This is a genomic window from Streptomyces litchfieldiae (assembly GCF_031845365.1).
GTDB lineage: Bacteria > Actinomycetota > Actinomycetes > Streptomycetales > Streptomycetaceae > Streptomyces > Streptomyces litchfieldiae.
Map to the genome: position 1 here is coordinate 105085 of NZ_JAVREL010000004.1, position 19457 is coordinate 124541.

A 19457-nucleotide genomic window follows, 5' to 3' on the forward strand; every position below is an offset into this window, starting at 1 on the left:
GGCGCGAGCCGTCGTGAAACGGCGGGGAACTCGGCGCGATCCCGGGGAACCAAGGAACCGGCCCCGGCGTGATTGCCAGGAAGGGCCCCGGGGGACCCGGAAGATCGCGATCACGACAAGATCCCGGCAAGGGCTGTGTAGGTGCCGGACAGAACGGCATACTGCTGGCCGTGGCCCGTGCCGGAAACGTGAGGGGGAGGGTGCCGACCGTGACTCACCCGCCGACCGCGCCACCCGCGCCCCCGCCGGCGCACCCCCCGGCGCCGGTGCCCCCACCCGTGCCCCCCGGGGCGGCCGACGAGCCGCCGCGCCGCACCGCGCTGGCCGAGGCGCTGGCCCAACTGCGCGCCGGAGCACGGACGGAGCCCGGCAGGCTGCGCATCATCGGCGCGGTGATCGCCGGGCTGCTCCTGCTTTTCGGCGCACTCACGTTCTACCAGATCTCCGGCCGGGCCCACGCCGCGGACACCGTGCGCGGCAGCAGCCAGCCGCTCAGCGCCGACGCCGCCGAGATCTACCGGTCGCTCGCCGACGCCAACACCACGGCGGCGGTGGGCTTCCTGGCCGGCGCCGACGAGGATCCGAACGTGCGCCGGCGCTACGAGGAGGACATCGACAACGCCGCCCGGCTGGTCGCCTCGGCCGCCGCGCACAGCGGCGAATCCGGCGCGGCCGCCCGGTACATCGAGATCCTCAGCGAGCAACTCCCCTTCTACACCGGCCTGGTGGAGACCGCCCGCACCAACAACCGGCAGGGCCTGCCGCTGGGCGGCGCCTATCTGCGGTACGCCGACCAGCAGATGCAGACCACGCTGCTGACCGCCGCCGAGGACCTGTACGAGCTGGAGACCGAGCGCTTCCAGCGCGACCTGGCCGAGGCCCGCGAGTGGCCCTGGCTCGCGCTGGCCGCCGGCGCGGCCGCGCTGGCCGTGCTCGGCTGGGCCCAGCGGCGCCATTTCCTGCGCACCAACCGGGTGTTCAACCGGGGCCTGCTCGCGGCCACCACCGCCGCCGCGGCGCTGCTGGTGTGGCTCGCCGGCGCGCACGTCCTGGCGCGGGACGCCCTGCACGACGCGGACCGCGGCGCCGCCCAGTCGCTGAGCGTGCTCAACGACGCCTGGATCGAGGCACTCCGGGCCCGCGGCGACGAGAGCATGACCCTGGTGCTGCGCGGCACGGGCAACGAATTCCAGGACAGCTACGAGCAGCACATGGCCGCGCTCACCGGCGAGGAGAACACCGCGCTGGACAACGCCCGGGACCTCTCCGACGACACCGAGGGCCGCACGCCCGTGGAGGAGGCCGCCGAGGCGTCCGCCGAGTGGTGGGACCGGCACGCCGAGGCCCGCGAGCTGGAGCTGGCCGGCGAGTACAACGCGGCCGTCCGCCGGGTCATCGGCCAGGACGGCTCGACCGGCGAGAGCTTCGACCGGGTGGACGCCTCGCTGCGGGCGGCGGTCAAGCACGAGCAGGGCCAGTTCACGCGGGCGGCCGACGACGGCCACGGGGTACTGGGCGGACTGCCCGCCGGCGCCGTACTGCTCGGCCTGCTGGGCGGGTTGGGCGCGGTGCTCGGCATCGGCCGCCGGCTGTCGGAATACCGGTGAGGGCACGGAAGGAGCGCACGTTGAGTGAGCAGCCTGAACAGCCTGAGCGGACAGCGCGACGCGACCGGATTCGACCCACCCGGCGGGGGACCCGGGCCGACCGGCGGGCGCTCCTGCTCGCCGCGGCCGGGCTGGCGCTGGCCGGCACCATGCTGGTCGGCTCGCTCCCCCGGAACGCGGGAGGCGAGGCGGCCCGCACCGGCCCCGGATACGCCGTGGCCGAGCCGGCGGACGACCACATCGCCCCGCTCGCCGAGCGGGAGCGCTGCGACGACGGCACGGACGCGGCGGCCAGCTTCCGGCCGGAGCGCGATGAGACGGGCCGCGCCATCCGGGAGATCCAGGAGCGCGGCCATCTCGTCGTCGGCATCGACCAGAACAGCTATCTGTGGGGCTACCGCACCCCCGACACCGGCGACATCGTCGGCTTCGACATCGAGCTGGTGCGGGCCATCGCCGACGACCTGCTGGGCGATCCGGACGCCGTGACCTTTCTGGCGATACCCACCAGCGAGCGGGCCAACGCGATCCGCGGCAACGACGTGGACATGGTGGTGCGCACCATGTCCATCACGTGCGAGCGCTGGGAGAAGGTCGCGTTCTCCACCGCCTACTTCGAGACCGGCCAGCAGCTTCTGGTGCCGCGCGACTCCCCGATCGAGGGATACGACGACTCCCTGCGGGGGATGCGGGTGTGCAGCGCGGAGGGCTCCACGGCCGAGGGCCTGCTCCAGGACAACAGCTTCGGCGCGGAGCTGGTCCTGGCGCCCAATCACCTGGACTGCCTGGTCCAGGTCCAGCTCGGGGTGGCCGACGCCCTGATGACCGACAGCGCCCTGGCCGCCGGTCACATCGCGCAGGACCCGTCGACGCGGCTCGTGGGCGAGCCGCTCACCCAGGAGTCGTACGGCGTCGCGATGAACCTGGACAACACCGACCTGGTGAGATGGGTCAACGCCGTGCTGGAGGATTACCGCGGCGGCGGCGCGCAAAGCGGGTGGCGGGAGGCGGCCGAGGACTGGCTGGCGGGGTACCTGTACCCGGAGGGCGACCCGCCGCCCGAACCACCGCGACCGCTGTACCGAGATTGACCCGTGATCCGGCCCCGCCCGGGGCAGGGATCAGGCCAGACAACGGCAGGACCGGTCACCAGGACCGACAGGACCCACAGAGGGGAGAGCGATGGCCCCGGATTCCGGCGGGAAAGTGCTCAGCCGGGAGGAGGTGGACCGCGCGCTGGCGCGGCTCGGCGCCGAGCACGAGGCGATCGAGTCCTCCCTGCTGGCCCTTCAGGACCACGCGGGCCGCAGGCTGCTGGAGGGCGCCGAGCTGGCCGGGGTCACCCGCGAGAGATGGGCGCGGGCCGAGCGCACCGTCAGCCTGCTCTGGGCGTACTTCGACACCTGCACCGAGTCGTTGACCACCGCCCGGGAGCTGCGGGCCCGCCGCCGTTTCCCGAACCGGGACGACCTGCTCCAGCTCAGCATGCTGGTGGACGGCGCGACGCTGACCGTCTCCGGCGGCGACCGGCTGGCCGAGCACCTGAGCTGGGCCGAGCTGGTCGAGCGGATGAACACCGGCTACGCCGAGGTCCTGGACCTGGTGGCCGCGGCCGACGCCGTCTGGTCCGCGCTGCCGGCCCGGATAGATCTCCTCGCCGCCGAGCTGCACCGGCTGCGCGACCTGGCGCACTCCGTCGGCGTGCGCCCCGGCGCGCACCCCGCCGGTGACGAGCTGCACCGCGTCACGGCCGAACTCACCGAGCTGCGCGCCGAGGTGATCGCCGATCCGCTGGCGTTCTGGACCTCCGACGGCGGCAGCAGCGCGCCCGGCGGCGGGCGGCCCGACACCACACGCTACGACCGGGCCGCGCGCGCCCTGGACGACATCCGGCGCGAGGTCGAGGCGGTCATCGGGGTGCGCAAGGACGCCGAGGAGCGGCTCATCCGGCTGCGCGACGTCCTCTCCCGCGCCGACCGCACCCTCGCCGAGGCGCGCACCGCCCGCGGCGAGGTGCTGGCGAAGATCGCCGCCTCGGAGGTGCCGGCGGTCAGCGGCCCGGCCAGCGCCCTCCAGGAACAGCTCGTCGCCGCCGCCGACTTCCGCAGGCGCGCCCAGTGGCACCGGCTCTCTCCGCTGCTGGAGTCGCTGGAGCAGCGGGCCGAGGAGGAGCTGGAACGGGCCCGCGAGTCGCTGGCGGCCGTGACCGCGCCGCTGGCGGTGCGGGCGGAGCTGCGCGGCCGGCTCGACGCCTACAAGGCGAAGGCGGCGCGGCTTGGGAAGGCGGAGGAGCCGATGCTGGTGGAACGGTACGACGTGGCGCGGCGGCTGCTGTGGACCGCGCCCTGCGACCTGCGGGCGGCGGAGCACGCGGTGCTGCGCTACCAGCGGGCCGCCGCCGAGATCCTGGTCCCCGACCCGGAGCCGTGTGACCGGAGGGGTGACCGGTGAGCGTCGAAGCGGCGGCCGTGACCTGTCAACGGCCCGGCTGCGACGGCGAGTACGAGGACGTGGGCGGCGGCGAACTGTACTGCGACACCTGCGGGCTGGCGCCCGTGGTCTCGCCGCAGGGCATGATCGGGGTGGCCGCGACGGGCATCACCGGCTCCGCCCGGGCCGCCGCGGGCCCGGACAGCGCGGGCTCCGGCCGCGGCTCGGCCAGCGTTTCCACGAGCGCCGGCGGCAGCGCCTCCTCGCGTTCCCAGTACTCCCGCCGCTCGGTCTCGGGGCGGCTGTCCCGGTCCGGGGCCGGCGGGCTGGCGGGCCGTTCGGTCTCGGTGCGCAGCTCCCGGTCCAGTACCAGCACCCCGGGCCGGGCCCGGCTGGGCGCCGGCCTGGTGACGATGCCCCAGGTGCCGCGCCCGGACCCGCTGTCCGCGGTGCTGGAGATGCCGGAGGTCCCCGAGCGCAAACGGTTCTGCGGCAACAGCGACTGCGGCGCGCCGGTGGGACGCGCCCGGCACGGGCGGCCGGGCCGCACCGAGGGCTTCTGCACCAAGTGCGGCCACCCGTACTCGTTCATCCCCAAGCTCCAGCCCGGCGACGTGGTCAAGGACCAGTACGAGATCGCCGGCTGCCTGGCGCACGGCGGGCTGGGCTGGATCTATCTGGCCATCGACCTGGCGGTGTCCAACCGCTGGGTGGTGCTCAAGGGCCTGCTGGACACCGGCGACGAGGACGCGATGGCGGCGGCCATCTCCGAGCGGCGGTTCCTGGCGGAGATCGAGCACTCCAGCATCGTCCGCATCTACAACTTCGTGGAGCACCTCGACCGGCGCACCGGCTCGCTGGACGGCTACATCGTCATGGAGTACGTCGGCGGCAAGTCGCTGAAGGAGATCGCCAACTCCCGGCGCACCCCTGGGGGCCGCCGCGACCCGCTGCCGGTGGAACAGGCGTGTGCCTACGGGATCGAGGCGCTGGACGCGCTCGGCTACCTGCACAGCCGCAACCTGCTGTACTGCGACTTCAAGGTGGACAACGCGATCCAGCAGGACGACCAGCTCAAGCTCATCGACATGGGTGCGGTGCGGCGGATGGACGACCACGAGTCGGCCATCTACGGCACCATCGGCTACCAGGCGCCCGAGGTGGCCGAGATCGGCCCGTCCGTCGCCTCCGACCTCTACACGGTGGCCCGCACGCTGGCGGTGCTGACGTTCGACTTCCAGGGCTATACGACCGTCTTCGCGGACAGCCTGCCGGAGCCGGAGAACATCGAGGTCTTCCAGCGCTACGAGTCGTTCTACCGCCTCCTGGTGCGGGCCACCGACCCCGACCCGCGCCGCCGGTTCGCCTCGGCACAGGAGATGGCCGAGCAGCTCACCGGCGTGCTGCGGGAGGTCGTGGCGCTGCGGACCGGCCAGCCGCAGCCCGCGCTGTCGCAGCTTTTCGGGCCCGAACTTCGGGTCGTGGACACCGAGTTGGTGCCGCGGCCGCAGGGCCCGGTGTCGCTGCTCGGCGTCCGCGGGCCGCGCCGCACGAAGGCCCGGGCGGGCGGGCTCCCGACCGTGCCGCCGCAACCCACCGGCCCGCCGCGGCCCACGGCGCCGGTCACCGTCGCGCCGGACATCCGGGAGATCGTGCTCGCGCTGCCCGTGCCGCGCGTGGACCCGGGCGACCCGAACGCCGGTTTCCTGGCCGGCCTGATGGCCTCCGCGCCGGCCGACCTGGTGGTGGCGCTGCGCTCGGCCCCGACCGACTCGGTGGAGCGCCGGGTCGCGGAGCTGCGGGCGTATCTGGAGATGCCGGGCGAGGAGGCGAACGCGGCCCTGCGCGCCGCGCTCGGCTCGCTGGCCGAGCGGCACGCCAGCGACTGGCGCACGGTCTGGTACCGGGGGATGGCCGGGCTGGTCGGCGGCGACTGGGAGACGGCGGCCCTCGCCTTCGACGCGGTGTACGACGCGTTCCCCGGCGAGGTGGCGCCCAAGCTGGCGCTGGCGGTGTGCGCGGAGGTGCTGGGCCAGTTGGACAACGCGGCCGACTACTACGAGCTGGTGTGGACGACCGATCCCAGCCATGTCAGCGCCGGGTTCGGCCTGGCCCGGGTGCGGCTGGCGGCCGGCGACCGGCAGCGGGCCGTGGCCGCGCTGGAGTCGGTGCCGGCGACCTCGGCCCACTACACCGCCGCGCGCGTCGCCGCGGTGCGCGCGCGGCTCCGGCAGCGGGCGCCCACCCCGGATCTGCTGCCCGATCTGCTGGCCGCCGGCGGCCAGGTTGCCGATTTGCGTGGCGCCGGGCTGGAACCGTGGCTGGGCGAACAACTGTCCTGCGAAGTGCTGGGTTCCGCGCTGGACTGGGTATTGTCCCAACCTCCCGGGCAGTTCCGTCAGCAAACCGACCCCCAACGGCGACTCCTGGGAGCCTCGCTGGACGAGACCGGCATCCGCCTCGGCCTCGAACGCTCCTACCGGCGGCTCGCCCGGCTGGCGCAGACCAGCAGTGAACGAACGGAACTGGTGGAGGCGGCGAACCGCTTCCGCCCGAGGACATGGGTGTGACGATGCCGCAGCTCGACCAACTCTCCGCCTGCCCCGGCTGCGGTGAGCCGCTGGAGGAAGACGACCGTTTCTGCGGAGTCTGTGGCACGGATCTTCAGTCGGCCGCGCGGGTGACCGCTCCCCTGCCCCCGCCGCTCGCCGAACCCGACGCCCCGGCCGCCGAACCCCCGGCCACCGAGCCCGACTTCACGCTGCCCCCGCCGCTGCCCGGGGTCCAGCCGCCGCCCCCGGCCGCCCAGGAGGCGCCACCGGAGGCGGCGTCTCCCCCGCATGGGGGTCCCCCCGGACGGAGTCCGGGGGAGGGAGGTACCCCCACCCCACCGCCCGCCGAAACCCGGGCGCCGGACCCGCGCACGGCCGACCCACGGGCGCTCGACCGGCCGCCCACGCCCCCGGCCGCACCGCCCGTGCCCCCCGCACCGGCATCGCCGCCCGCTCCCGCGCCGGCCGGCGCGCCCCGCCCGCCGCAGGGCGCGGACCCGCGCACCGGCGACCCCCTGCCGCCGCCCCGCGAGGTCGTCCCGGTCACGTGCGCGGTGTGCGGCAACGGCCAGGTGGACCCGGAGGGTTACTGCACCGAGTGCGGGCGCGCCCAGCCCGGCGAACGCGACCACGTGGAGCGCGCGCTCGGCGGCGTCGCGGCGGTCAGCGACCTCGGCCTGCGCCACCACCGCAACGAGGACGCGTTCACCGTCTCGGCCACCGCGCTGCCGGACGGCTCACCGGCCGTCATCGCCGTCGTCTGCGACGGCGTGTCCTCCTCCTCCCGTCCCGACGAGGCGTCCGCCACCGCCGCCGAGGCCGCCCTGGAGTCGCTGCTGTCCACGCTGCCCCGGGGCGTCGACGGCCAGCAGGCCATGCACGACGCGCTCGTCTCCGCCGCCGGCGCGGTCAGCGCGCTGGCCGAGGGCGTCGAGCAGGAGCCCGGCCGGAACGCCCCGGCCTGCACCATCGTCAGCGCGTTCACCGCCGGCGGCACGCTCACCGTGGGCTGGATCGGCGACAGCCGCGCCTACTGGGTGCCCGAGGAGGAGGGGGCCGCGCCGGCCCGGCTCACCCAGGACGACTCCTGGGCCGCCCAGATGGTCGCCGCGGGCCTGCTGAGCGAGGCGGAGGCGATGGCCGACCACCGCGCGCACGCCATCACGGCCTGGCTCGGCGCCGACGCGCAGGAAATCGAGCCGCACATCTGCTCGTTCACCCCCGGCCGGCCCGGCGTGGTGATCGTCTGCACGGACGGCCTGTGGAACTACGCCGAGACCGCCGAGCAGATGGCGCACGTGGTGCCGGAGAAGGCGCGCTCCGCCCCGCTGCCCAGCGCCCAGCACCTGGTCCGGCACGCCCTGGAGTCCGGCGGGCACGACAACGTGACCGTGGCCGTCATCCCGTTCCCGACCGAGACCGACCGGGCGGACACGGCCTGACCGCGGTCGTTCCCCGGCCCGGGCACGACAGCAGGAGGGCACTCCCTCGATGGCCAACTTCGCCAAGTCGCACGTGCCGCACTTCACGATCGACGTCTACCAGAACGAGTACCTGCCCAGGGATGCCCAGGAGGTCAACGCGATCGTCACGGTGACGGCCACCGGCAGCGGCGGGCTGCCGGTGCCCGCCGTCCCGGCCGACGGGCCCCGGGCGGCCGTGGTCGTCATGGTGGACTGCTCCGGGTCGATGGAGTATCCGCCGGCCAAGATGCACAACGCGCGGCGGGCCACCGAGGCGGCCGTGGACACGCTGACCGACGGCGTGGCGTTCGCCGTCGTCGCCGGCACCCACCGGGCGGCCGAGATCTACCCGGGCGACGGCCGGCTCGCCATCGCGGACGGCACCACGCGGGCGGCGGCCAAGGAGGCGCTGCGCGGCCTGCACGCCTCCGGCGGCACCGCGATCGGCACCTGGCTGCGGCTGGCCGAACGGCTCTTCCGCACCACCCCGGCGCCCATCCGGCACGGGATCCTGCTCACCGACGGCCGCAACGAGCACGAGGAGCCGGAGAAGCTGCGCGAGGCGCTGGACGCCTGCGCGGGCCGTTTCACCTGTGACGCGCGCGGCGTGGGCACCGACTGGGAGGTCGAGGAGGTCACCGCGATCGCCTCGGCGCTGCTGGGCACCGCCGACATCGTGGCCGAACCGGACGGCCTGGCCCGGGACTTCACCGCCATGATGGAGGCGGCGCTGGGCAAGGAGATCGCCGACGTCAGCCTGCGGCTGTGGACCCCACAGGGCTCGTCCGTCCAGTTCGTCAAGCAGGTCGCGCCCGCCGTGGAGGACCTGACCGGGCGCCGCACCGAGTCCCCGCCGCGTTCGGGCGACTACCCCACCGGCTCCTGGGGCGACGAGTCGCGCGACTACCACGTCTGTGTGCGGGTCCCGGCGGCCGGCGTCGGTCACGAGATGCTCGCGGCCCGCGTCGCGCTCGTCGTCCGGGAGCCCGCCGACCCCGCCGGGCCGCCCGCCACGACGCTGGGCCAGGGCCTGATCCGGGCCGTGTGGACGGACGATCTCCAGGCCGCCACGGCCATCAATCCGCAGGTCGCGCACTATACGGGCCAGGCCGAACTGGCCGCAGCGATCAAGGACGGGCTGGAGCGCCGCAGAGACGGTGACGAGCCCGGTGCGACGGCCAGGCTGGGCCGCGCGGTACAGCTCGCACACGGCTCCGGAAATGACGCGACGGCGAAACTGCTTGCGAAGGTGGTAGACGTGGAGGATGCGGCGGCGGGTACTGTTCGACTGAAAGCTAGAGTCGCCGAGGCCGACGAGATGACCCTGGAGACGCGGTCGACAAAGACGGTCAGGGTGAAGAGACAGCCGAGCGAAGACGAGTGACGCACGTGACGTGAGGGGGAGGCAGTAACATGCCGACTTGCCCGAACGGCCATCAGACGATGGCCGAGGACTGGTGCGAGGTGTGCGGTCACCGCATACTCGCACCCGCCGCAGCGGCGCCCCCGCCACCCCCCGGCTTCCCCGGCGGCCCGGCCGGTCTGGGCGCGCCGCCCCAGCCGCCGCCCTATCCGGGGCAGGGCGGCCCGCCCGGTTTTCCGAACCCCCCGACGGCGCCGCTGCCGCAGGCCGAACTGTGCCCGCAGTGCCGGACGCCGCGCGAAGCGCAGGCGCCGTTCTGCGAGGAGTGCCGGTACAACTTCCTGACCAACTCGCCCACCACCTATCTGCCGCCCACGCCCCCGGCACCCCAGCCGGTGCCCGGCGCGCAGCCCATGCCCGGCGGCCAGCCGATGCCGGGGCAGCCCATGCCCGGCGCCCAGCCCATGCCGGGCCAGCGCCCGCCGATGTACGGCCAGCAGCAGCCCGCCCCGCCCGCGCCCCCGCAGCAGCAGCAGAGCGGTGACTGGGTCCTGCCCCCGCCCGGCGGCGCGCCGGTGCCCCCGCAGTCCGGCCCGCCCGGCTACCCGGGCATGCCGCAGCCGCCGCAGCAGCAGACCGCGGGCTGGCTGGTCAGCGTCGGCCCCGACCCGGACTACTTCGCGGCGATGATGCGGCGTTCCGGTCCGGAGGCCGCGCAGCTCACGCTGCCCGCGTACGCGCCCGAGCAGCGGCTGCCGCTGTCCGGCCAGCAGGTCACCATCGGCCGCCGCCGCCAGTCCACGGGCGAGTCCCCGGACATCGACCTCTCGCACCCGCCGGAGGACCCGGGCGTCTCGCACCAGCACGCCATCCTGGTGCAGCAGCCGGACGGCACCTGGGCGGTGGTGGACCAGGACTCGACCAACGGAACCACGGTCAACGGGGCGGAGGACCCGATCCAGCCGTTCGTCCCGGTTCCGCTCCAGGAGGGCGACCGTATCCATATCGGTGCCTGGACGACGCTCACGCTCTATCGCGGCTGACACCACCCCCGGCACTACTATCACTCGAGTGACAGACGACACCCCCGCCATAGCCGTCGCAGGGCTGCGCAAGCGGTACGGGGACGTGCGGGCCGTGGACGGGGTGACCTTCGAGGTCCCCCGCGGTGAGTTCTTCGGCATCCTCGGTCCCAACGGCGCCGGCAAGACGACCACACTGGAGATCGTCGAGGGGTTGCGCGAGCCCGACGAGGGCAGCGCGCATCTTCTCGGCGAGCCGTCCTGGCCCCGCAACAGACGGCTGCTGCGGCACATCGGGGTGCAGCTCCAGGCCTCCGCGTTCTTCGACAAGCTGACGGCGCGGGAGCAGATCCACACCTTCGCCGCGCTCTACGGCGTCCCGCCCGAGCGCGCCGACGCGATGCTGGAGACGGTCGGGCTCACGGAGAAGCGGGACGTCCGCGACGACAAGCTCTCCGGCGGCCAGGCCCAGCGGCTGTCCATCGCCTGCGCCCTGGTCCACGACCCCGAGCTGGTCTTCCTCGACGAGCCGACGACCGGCCTGGACCCGCAGGCCCGGCGCAACCTGTGGGACCTGCTGCGGGAGATCAACTCCGCGGGCCGCACGGTCGTCCTCACCACGCACTACATGGACGAGGCCGAGCTGCTGTGCGACCGCGTCGCCATCATGGACGCCGGGCGCGTCCTGCGGATCGGCCCGCCCCGCGACCTGGTGCGCGAACTGGGCGTGGCCACCCTGGAGGACGTCTTCCTCCAGTTGACCGGACGGGAGTACCGCGAGTGAGCGCGTTCCGGAGCCTGTCGCGGGCCATGATCCTCGGGCTGCTGCGGGACCGCACGGCGGTCTTCTTCATGCTGCTCTTCCCGCTGATGTTCCTGGCGCTGTTCGGCGCGCTGTTCCAGAACGACTCCGGCTCGCGCTCGACGGTCGTCCAGGTCGGCGACGTGGCGCTGCTGGACGACATGCCCACCGAGCAGTTCGCCGCGCTGTCCGAGGCGTTGACCCTCCAGAAGACCGCCGACCGCGCGCAGGCGCTCACGGACGTGCGGGAGGGCGACGTCGACGCGGCGGTGTGGGAGGAGAACGGGCGGATCGAGCTGCGGTACTCGGCCGCCGACCCGGCCCGGGCCGGCACCGTGCAGGGTCTGATGCAGTCCGTGGTCCAGAGCGCGAACGTGGCCGCCACCGGGCAGCCGCCCGCCTTCGAACTGGCCACCGAGCAGGTCGAGGACCGGTCGGTCAAGCCGATCCAGTACCTCACCCCCGGGCTGCTGGGCTGGGCGATCGCCATGGGCGCCTCGTTCATGTCCGCGTTCACCCTGGTCAACTGGCGCCGCAAGCGCATCCTGCGGCGGCTGTGGCTGGCCCCCATCAGCCCCGGCACCGTGATCGGCGCCCGGGTCGGGGTGAGCCTGGCGCTGTCCTTCGTCCAGACCGCCGTCTTCCTGGGCGTGGCCACGATCCCGTTCTACGGGCTGCAGCTCACCGGGTCCTGGTGGCTGGCCCTGCCCCTGATCGCCTGCGGCACGCTGGCGTTCATGTCGATCGGCCTGGTCATCGGCGCCCGGGCCAACTCCGACGAGGCCGCCAACGGCGCGCTCCAGGTCGTCATCATGCCGATGGCGTTCCTGTCAGGCTCGTTCTTCCCGACGGACGAGATGCCCGGCTGGCTGAAGACGGTGTCCGACGTCCTGCCGCTGAAGCACCTCAACGAGGCCATGCAGGACGTCCTCTCGCGCGGCGAGAGCTGGGGCGCGGCGCTGCCGGTGATGGGCGGGCTGCTGCTGTTCACCGCGGTGCTGACGGCGATCGCGGCCCGCCTGTTCCGCTGGGACAACGCCTGACCGCTCAGCCCGGGGTGTTCACCATCGACGCCGCCGCGTACACCAGGTAGTTCCAGAGCTGGCGCTCGTGCTCGGGCGCCAGCCCCAGGCTGTCCACGGCGTCCCGCATGTGCCGCAGCCACGCGTCGTGGGCGGCCCGGTCCACCTGGAACGGCGCGTGCCGCATCCGCAGCCGCGGGTGCCCGCGGCTGTCGCTGTAGGTGCGCGGGCCGCCCCAGTACTGCATGAGGAACAGCCGCAGCCGGTCCTCGGCCGGGCCGAGATCCTCCTCCGGATACATCGGCCGCAGCACCGCATCCCCGGCGACACCCTCGTAGAAGCGGCGGACGAGCTTGCGGAAAGTCTCCTCGCCCCCGACCTGGTCATAGAACGACTGCTCCTCGGTCACCCGTCCATGGTCGCAGACCCGCCGCGTACCCCGCGCCGAATCGTTATGCAACCCAGCGCATCCGAGAGGGCACTCTGGGGGTCTAACGAGCCGTGGGACTACTGACCTGGCGACGCCGAACCGACCGGCGGGGCGCGACAGCCGCCAAGAGCCGCGATCCGCACTGGGACAACGTGCGGGCCATCTCCGGCACCCTGGTTGTCTTCGGCCACCTCACCGACACCATCACCGACCGCGACGGCCTGCGCTGGCTCCAGATCGCCACCTGGGCGCTGCGGGTCCCGGTCTTCGTGATGGTCGCCGGGTACTTCAGCCGGGCCGACGCCCTGACCCCGCGCGAGGCGCGGCGGCTCACCGAGTCGATCCTCGTGCCGTATCTGGCCATCGGCCTGCTGCACTCCGCCGAGCAGTACCACTTCTACGACAACTGGTCGTTCAGCATCGCCCAGCCCCACTGGGCCATGTGGTTCCTGCTGTCGCTGCTGTTCTGGCGGGCCGGGCTGCCGTATCTCGCCCAGCTCCGGTACCCGTTGGCGACCTCGGTCGCCGTGGCGCTGGCCGCCGGGTACATCTCGGAGTTCGGCGGCTATCTGTCGCTGTCCCGCACGCTGTGCTTCCTGCCGTTCTTCCTACTCGGCTGGCGGCTGCGGCAGGGCCTGTTGGCCGACGCGCTGACGGCCCGCTGGAGCCGGCACGCCGCGATCGCGGTCCTCGCCGTGACGTTCGTCACCGCCTGGTTCATCCGCCACGAGGTGCCGTTCAGTTGGCTGCGGATGAGCTCCGCCTACGACGGCACCTATGAGCTGCCCCGGCTGTGGGACTGGACGATCCGACTGGGCGTGCTGGTCCTCGGCACGGTGATCGCGCTCGCCTTCATCCGGCTGACGCCGCGCGGCCGGGTGCCGCTGCTCACCTATCTGGGCACTGGCGGTCTCTACATCTATCTGCTGCACCCGCTGGTGCTGCGCCCGCTGCTGCGGTGGTTCGGCGTCGACTGGGTGGGGCCCTGGCCGGAGCAGTTGTCGCTGGTGCTGTTCACGGTGGCGCTCACGATCGTGCTGGGCTCGCCGCCGGTGCGCCGGCTGGCGCGGCCGTTCGTCCAGCCCCGGCTGCCCTGGCTGTTCCGGGCCGAGCCGGACGCGCCGGCCCCCGCCCGGACCGTTCCGGCGCCGGCCGCCGCCCCGGACGACCAGCTCGTGCGGGTCCCCGGCCCGCGCTGACCCCGGCCGCCCGCCGGGCGCGTCACCCGCCCGCAACCCGGCCGTTCACCGCCGTCCCCTCGGCGGTATCCCCGCTGTCGTACTGTCCGGCCCATGCCTGCCCGGGATACGCCCACCGCCCGAAGACGGTCCGCGCCGTCATGGACGGCCGCCCTCGTCACCGTGGTGTGGGCCGTGATGGTGACCGCGCCGACGGCCGGGGCGGGCGCCCCCCGGCAGCCGCCGAGCGCGCCGGAGCCGGCGATCTCCCGGCCGTTCATCTCCCACCGGGACGGCTACGACTGCTACCGCATCCCGGCGATCGTCACCACGCCCTCCGGAACGCTGCTGGCGTTCGCCGAGGGCCGCCTCACCGACTGCGACGACGTCGGCAACATCGACCTGGTGCTGAAACGGTCCACCGACGGCGGGCACACCTGGAGCGACATCATGGTGCTGCGCGGCGCCGGCAGCCCGGGCACCTTCGGCAACCCGGTGCCCGTCGTGGACGAACTCACCGGCCGCGTCTCCCTGCTGTACGCGCACAACTCCTGGACGGACGAGGGCGACCGGCGGGTGCGGCGCAACCGCTCCCTGCACAGCGTCTACAGCACCGACGACGGACTGACCTGGTCCCCCGGCGGCGTGCTCGGCCCGCTCAAGCCGTCCGACTGGACCTGGGTGTCCGTCGGGCCCGGCCACGGCGTGCAGTTGCGCCGGGGCCCGCACGCCGGGCGCCTGATCGTCACCGGCGACCACAACACCGCCGACGGCAGGTCCGGGGCGCAGCTCTACTACAGCGACGACGGCGGCGCGACCTGGCGGCTCGGCGCCGTGTACGAGACGGACCGGCACGAGACGCACCCCGGGGAACTGACCGTCGTGGAGCGGGTGGACGGCTCCCTCTACATCAACGCCCGCAGCTCCGACCCCGGCCCGGGCCACTACCGGCTGGCCGCCACCAGCGAGGACGGCGGGATGTCGTTCACGCCGGGCGGGTTCACGCCGGCCCCGGGCCTGGCCGCCCCGCCGGTGTCCGCCTCGCTGCTGCGGCTGCGCGCCACCGACGACGGCGACCCGCGCAACCGGCTGCTGCTGTCCGCCCCGGCCCGGCCGGGACCGCAACTGGCCACGCGTCGCCGCACGATGACGATCCGGTCCTCCTACGACGAGGGGCTGACGTGGCAGGCCACCGCCCCCGTGATCAACCCGGGCCGGGCCGGCTACTCGGATCTGACCGAGCTGGCCTCCGGCGAGATCGGGCTGCTCTACGAGACGGGCGTCAACAGCTCGCACGGCACCATCAAGTTCACCGCGTTCACGGCGGAGTCGCTGGACGGCGGCGCGCCCCGGCTGCCCGTCTGCGCCACCCCGGCGGCGGGCGGCGCGACCTGGGTGCCGAGCGACCGGCGCCCGGCCCGGGTGCGCGCCGCCGCCACCGTGAACCGGCGCACGCCCTCGGCGATGCCCCGCTCCCCCACGGCACGGCGCCCGCCGCCGCGCACCTGAGAGCCGCGTTGCCCCAGGCCCGGGCGCTTCAGGCCCCCGCGTCCGCGAAACGCCCCGGGTCGAAGAGGCCGATGGGGTGCGCGGTGGTGCCGGTGAGCGCCAGGTCGGCCAGGATCTCGCCGACGACCGGCACGAACTTGAAACCATGGCCGGAGAACCCGCAGGCCACGGTCACCGAGGCGTGCTCCGGATGGCGCGCGATCACGAAGTTCTCGTCCGGCGTGGTGGTGTACATGCACGTCGCGGCCCGCAGGAACCGCCCCGGCAGGGTCGGCAGCCGGGCCCCGACGCGGGCCGCCATCTCCTCGATCTCCGCCGGGTGCACGGTCCGGTCGATCGTCTCCGGCGTGCACACGGTGCCCTGCCGGAACAGCGCGACCTTGGCGCCGCCGCCCGGGCCGTCGAGCGCGGGGAAGCCGTAGATCTGGGAGCCGTCCGGGTCCTCCCAGATGTAGATGGGCTGCCGCTCCGGCGCCCAGGGCTCGGTGCCCCCGGTCGGCTCGAACCAGTACATGATCTGCCGCTCCACGGTCAACGGCACGCCCAGCCCGGCCAGTTGCCGCGGCGCCCAGGCACCGGGCGAGACCACCAGATGGCCCGCCGTGTAGCTGCCGCGCGCGGTCGTGACGCGCACGCCCCGGCCGCCCGGCAGCGCCTCCCACCGGGTCACCGGCTCGTTGAAGCGCAGCTCGGCCCCGGCCGCGGCGGCCAGCTCCAGTTGCGCCGACACGGTCTCCTCCGGCCGCACCAGCCCCGCCCGCGCCTCGAACAGCGCGACCTCGCCGTCCCGGGGCGCCAGGGTGGGGTAGCGGCGGCGGATCTCCTCCGCGTCCAGCATCTCGTGCGGCAGGTCCCACTCCTCGGCCGCCTGCCGGCTGCCCGCCACCGCCTGGCTGTCCGGGGCGCCCAGCATCAGCCCGCCGCAGCGGACCGCGAGTTCCCGCCCGCTGTCCCGCTCCAGCCGCTCGTACAGCTCGTGGGCGCGCAGCAGCAGCGGAACGTAGGCCGCGCCCTCGAAGTACGCCTGCCGGAAGATCCGGGAGCCGCCGTGGCTGGACCCCTCGTGGTGCGCCGGGCCGAACTTCTCCAGCCCCAGCACACGGGCGCCGCGCGCCGCCAGGTGGTGGGCGGCGGCACTGCCCATGCCGCCGACGCCGAGGACGATCACGTCGGCGGACTCGGTTGCCATCGTTGCTCCTTCGCTCCGCTCCGGCCCGAAGGCGGATCTCTACAGCGGTGTGACGCCCAGGCCGGGCAGCCCGCCGCGGCGCACCGCGATGGAGCCCAGCGGGGTGCGCAGCCGCAGCCAGGGGCCGCGGGACAGCAGCGTCGCCGGCGCCGCGGCGCGCAGGAAGCCCAGCGCGTGGGCGGCGTGCACGGCCCGCAGCGGCAGCGGCGTGCCGTGCAGCGTCCGGGACCAGATCTCCTCGGCGAGGGTGTCCAGCGCGGCGCGCGTGCGCCCCTCGGGCGGCAGCGCCTCGGTCCGCTCCCGGAACTCGGCCACCACCCCGGCGGCGGCCTCCCGCAGCGTTTCGTGCGGCACCTCGGACACCGGCCGCCAGCCGCCGCGCGGCGGCAGCACCCCGGCCCAGGACGGGCCGGTCACGGCGCCGGGCACGGTCAGCGCGCCGTGCTCGTCGTCGATGGCCTCCAGCAACTCCCCGGCGGAGACGGTGACATCGAGCCGGGCGGGCTCCCCCAGCCGGCAGGGCCGCACGGCCAGCACGTCGAACCGCGCCGGCCGGGTGAACACGGCGACGACCTCGCCGTCCGCCTGGAGCCGGGCGGCGGCCGTCTTGTCCCAGCGCAACTGGCGCCCCAGGAAGGCGGCGAGATCCCCGGCCTCCCCGGGCGCGGCCAGGGCCAGCCGCAGTGACGTGCTCATGGGAGAGGCGCGCTCCCCGCCTCGTCGTCGCGGTACTTCTCCAGGAACGTCCGCTCCTCGGCGGTGAGCCGCCGCGGCCGTTCCCGCTCCAGGTCATAGGGAACGACGATGGTCTGGGCCCGGGCGAACAGCGTCTCGTCGTCCTTGATCTCGTAGGCGACCGTGACCGAGGCGCCGCCGATCCCGACTATCCACGTCTCTATGGTGAGCGGCTCGTGCCGGTGCACCAGCGGCCGCAGGTAGTCGATCTCGTGCCGGGCGACCACCGAACCGCCGGTGAACGCGCCGGAGGCCGCCTCCCGCGCCAGCCGGAACATGAAGTCTATCCGCGCCTCCTCCAAGTACCGCAGGAAGACGACGTTGTTGACGTGCCCGAAGGCGTCCATGTCCGACCAGCGCAGGGAGCACTGGAACACGTGCCGCACGGTCAGCCCCGGGTGAGCTTCTTGTAGGTGGTGCGGTGCGGGCGCGCCGCCTCCGGGCCCAGGCGCTCGATCTTGTTCTTCTCGTAGGACTCGAAGTTCCCCTCGAACCAGAACCACTTGGACTCGCCCTCGTACGCCAGGATGTGCGTGGCGACGCGGTCGAGGAACCAGCGGTCGTGGGAGACGACGACGGCGCAGCCGGGGAACTCCAGCAGCGCGTTCTCCAGGGAGGACAGCGTCTCCACGTCGAGGTCGTTGGTCGGCTCGTCCAGCAGCAGCAGGTTCCCGCCCTGCTTGAGGGTGAGGGCCAGGTTCAGCCGGTTGCGCTCGCCGCCGGACAGGACGCCGGCCGGCTTCTGCTGGTCCGGGCCCTTGAAGCCGAAGGCGCTGACGTAGGCGCGGGACGGCATCTCGACCTGGCCGACGTTGATGTGGTCGAGCCCGTCGGAGACGACCTCCCACAGCGTCTTCTTGGGGTCGATGTTCGCGCGGGACTGGTCGACGTAGCTGATTTGCACCGTCTCGCCGACGCGCACGCCGCCGTCGTCCACCGGCTCCAGGCCGAGGATCATCTTGAACAGGGTCGTCTTGCCGGCGCCGTTGGGGCCGATCACGCCGACGATGCCGTTCCGCGGGAGGGTGAACGACAGGCCGTCCACCAGGACCTTCTCGCCGAACGCCTTCCGCAGGTCGTCGACCTCGACCACGACGTTCCCCAGGCGCGGGCCCGGCGGGATCTGGATCTCCTCGAAGTCCAGCTTCCTGGTCTTCTCCGCCTCGGCGGCCATCTCCTCGTAACGGGCGAGGCGCGCGCGGGACTTGGCCTGGCGGCCCTTGGCGTTGGAGCGGACCCACTCCAGCTCTTCTTTGAGCCGCTTGGCGCGCTTGGCGTCCTTCTGACCCTCGACCTTGAGCCGGGTCTGCTTGGTCTCCAGGTACTTGGAGTAGTTCCCCTCGTAGGCGTAGGCGCGCCCGCGGTCCAGCTCCAGGATCCACTCGGCCACGTTGTCCAGGAAGTACCGGTCGTGGGTGATCGCGACGACGGTGCCCGGGTACTTGGCGAGGTGCTGCTCCAGCCACTGCACGGACTCGGCGTCCAGGTGGTTGGTCGGCTCGTCCAGCAGCAGCAGGTCGGGCTGCTCCAGCAGCAGCTTGCACAGCGCGACGCGGCGCTTCTCACCGCCGGAGAGGTTGGTGACGGGCCAGTCGCCGGGCGGGCAGCCCAGCGCGTCCATGGCCTGCTCGAGCTGGGCGTCCAGGTCCCAGGCGCCCGCGTGGTCGAGCTCCTCCTGGAGCTGCCCCATCTCCTCCCCGAGCGCGTCGGTGTACTCGGTCGCCATCTGCTCGGCGATCTCGTTGAACCGGTCGAGCTTGCCCTTGATCTCGGCCACGCCGTCCTGGACGTTCTGCAGGACGGTCTTGGTCTCGTCCAGCGGGGGCTCCTGGAGCAGGATGCCGACCCGGTAGCCGGGGGTGAGGAACGCGTCGCCGTTCGACGGCTGCTCCAGCCCGGCCATGATCTTCAGCACGGTGGACTTGCCGGCGCCGTTGGGACCCACGACACCGATCTTTGCCCCGGGCAGGAAGCTCAAGGTGACGTCGTCAAGGATCACCTTGTCGCCGTGCGCCTTACGCGTCTTGCGCATGGTGTAGATGTACTCAGCCAAGAGAAACCGTCCGGCAGGTCAGTCAGTGGGCAGGTCAGTCGGTGGGGTGAGGCAGATGTCTCCATCCTGCCGCATGCCGGGGCCCGGGCGGAAACCGGTGTA

The 19457-nt window shown here is 73.6% G+C and carries 16 protein-coding genes; 11 read left to right on the forward strand and 5 right to left on the reverse strand.

Features of this window, described 5'->3' with window-relative positions:
* Positions 1-209 precede the first annotated feature (209 nt).
* The 9 genes from RM590_RS09205 to RM590_RS09245 all read left to right on the forward strand — a co-directional run bounded on the left by RM590_RS09205 (position 210) and on the right by RM590_RS09245 (position 12282).
* Positions 210-1607, forward strand: coding sequence for a hypothetical protein (locus RM590_RS09205; protein WP_311703934.1), 1398 nt, complete (start codon positions 210-212; stop codon positions 1605-1607).
* Positions 1608-1627: 20 nt separating this feature from the next.
* Entirely contained in the window at positions 1628-2698 is a 1071-nt protein-coding gene (locus tag RM590_RS09210) for a glutamate ABC transporter substrate-binding protein (RefSeq protein WP_311703935.1), read from the forward strand.
* 91 nt (positions 2699-2789) lie between these two features.
* Entirely contained in the window at positions 2790-4058 is a 1269-nt protein-coding gene (locus RM590_RS09215; RefSeq protein WP_311703936.1) for a coiled-coil domain-containing protein, read from the forward strand.
* Positions 4055-6607 carry a serine/threonine-protein kinase gene (locus tag RM590_RS09220; protein WP_311703937.1) on the forward strand — a complete coding sequence of 851 codons (2553 nt, stop codon included), beginning with the start codon at positions 4055-4057 and terminating at the stop codon, positions 6605-6607. Before RM590_RS09215 ends, RM590_RS09220 begins: the two co-directional genes overlap by 4 nt.
* A 2-nt stretch (positions 6608-6609) precedes the next feature.
* On the forward strand, positions 6610-8031 hold the full coding sequence (locus RM590_RS09225) for a PP2C family serine/threonine-protein phosphatase (protein ID WP_311704178.1): 1422 nt from the start codon (positions 6610-6612) through the stop codon (positions 8029-8031).
* Positions 8032-8080: 49 nt separating this feature from the next.
* Complete coding sequence (locus RM590_RS09230; protein WP_311703938.1) at positions 8081-9436, forward strand: vWA domain-containing protein; 1356 nt, start codon at positions 8081-8083, stop codon at positions 9434-9436.
* A gap of 29 nt (positions 9437-9465) precedes the next feature.
* Positions 9466-10458, forward strand: coding sequence for an FHA domain-containing protein (locus RM590_RS09235; RefSeq protein ID WP_311703939.1), 993 nt, complete (start codon positions 9466-9468; stop codon positions 10456-10458).
* A gap of 28 nt (positions 10459-10486) precedes the next feature.
* A complete protein-coding gene (locus RM590_RS09240) occupies positions 10487-11221 on the forward strand; it encodes an ABC transporter ATP-binding protein (RefSeq protein WP_311703940.1) in 735 nt (244 codons plus the stop codon).
* The gene (locus RM590_RS09245; RefSeq protein WP_311703941.1) at positions 11218-12282 is read left to right on the forward strand and encodes an ABC transporter permease; all 1065 of its coding nucleotides are present in this window, start codon (positions 11218-11220) and stop codon (positions 12280-12282) included. The genes RM590_RS09240 and RM590_RS09245 overlap by 4 nt, the downstream gene beginning before the upstream one ends.
* Before the next feature lie 4 nt (positions 12283-12286).
* Here RM590_RS09245 and RM590_RS09250 read toward each other — a convergent pair whose 3' ends face one another.
* Positions 12287-12670: a globin gene (locus tag RM590_RS09250; protein WP_311703942.1), complete on the reverse strand. Its 384-nt coding sequence runs from the start codon at positions 12668-12670 to the stop codon at positions 12287-12289.
* 92 nt (positions 12671-12762) lie between these two features.
* Here RM590_RS09250 and RM590_RS09255 point away from each other — a divergent pair, with 92 nt between their 5' ends.
* Together RM590_RS09255 and RM590_RS09260 are read left to right on the forward strand one after the other, a co-directional pair.
* Entirely contained in the window at positions 12763-13890 is a 1128-nt protein-coding gene (locus RM590_RS09255; RefSeq protein ID WP_311703943.1) for an acyltransferase family protein, read from the forward strand.
* 93 nt (positions 13891-13983) lie between these two features.
* Complete coding sequence (locus tag RM590_RS09260; RefSeq protein ID WP_311703944.1) at positions 13984-15378, forward strand: sialidase family protein; 1395 nt, start codon at positions 13984-13986, stop codon at positions 15376-15378.
* A gap of 28 nt (positions 15379-15406) precedes the next feature.
* Here RM590_RS09260 and solA read toward each other — a convergent pair whose 3' ends face one another.
* From solA to ettA, 4 genes are read right to left on the reverse strand one after another with little or no spacing between them, the layout of a single operon-like run.
* Positions 15407-16567, reverse strand: coding sequence for an N-methyl-L-tryptophan oxidase (gene solA / locus RM590_RS09265; protein ID WP_311703945.1), 1161 nt, complete (start codon positions 16565-16567; stop codon positions 15407-15409).
* Between the two features lie 39 nt (positions 16568-16606).
* The gene (locus RM590_RS09270) at positions 16607-17263 is read right to left on the reverse strand and encodes a hypothetical protein (RefSeq protein WP_311703946.1); all 657 of its coding nucleotides are present in this window, start codon (positions 17261-17263) and stop codon (positions 16607-16609) included.
* A complete protein-coding gene (locus tag RM590_RS09275) occupies positions 17260-17688 on the reverse strand; it encodes an acyl-CoA thioesterase (protein WP_394813833.1) in 429 nt (142 codons plus the stop codon). The genes RM590_RS09270 and RM590_RS09275 overlap by 4 nt, the downstream gene beginning before the upstream one ends.
* A 2-nt stretch (positions 17689-17690) precedes the next feature.
* Entirely contained in the window at positions 17691-19355 is a 1665-nt protein-coding gene (gene ettA / locus RM590_RS09280; RefSeq protein ID WP_311703947.1) for an energy-dependent translational throttle protein EttA, read from the reverse strand.
* Positions 19356-19457 lie beyond the last annotated feature (102 nt).

Bases quoted from the DNA above. Each gene is read 5' to 3' on its own strand.
- RM590_RS09215 (WP_311703936.1), top strand. From the start codon at position 2,790: ATGGCCCCGGATTCCGGCGGGAAAGTGCTCAGCCGGGAGGAGGTGGAC.
- RM590_RS09225 (WP_311704178.1), top strand. From the start codon at position 6,610: ATGCCGCAGCTCGACCAACTCTCCGCCTGCCCCGGCTGCGGTGAGCCG.
- RM590_RS09230 (WP_311703938.1), top strand. From the start codon at position 8,081: ATGGCCAACTTCGCCAAGTCGCACGTGCCGCACTTCACGATCGACGTC.
- RM590_RS09235 (WP_311703939.1), top strand. From the start codon at position 9,466: ATGCCGACTTGCCCGAACGGCCATCAGACGATGGCCGAGGACTGGTGC.
- RM590_RS09260 (WP_311703944.1), top strand. From the start codon at position 13,984: ATGCCTGCCCGGGATACGCCCACCGCCCGAAGACGGTCCGCGCCGTCA.
- solA (WP_311703945.1), bottom strand. From the start codon at position 16,567: ATGGCAACCGAGTCCGCCGACGTGATCGTCCTCGGCGTCGGCGGCATG.
- RM590_RS09270 (WP_311703946.1), bottom strand. From the start codon at position 17,263: ATGAGCACGTCACTGCGGCTGGCCCTGGCCGCGCCCGGGGAGGCCGGG.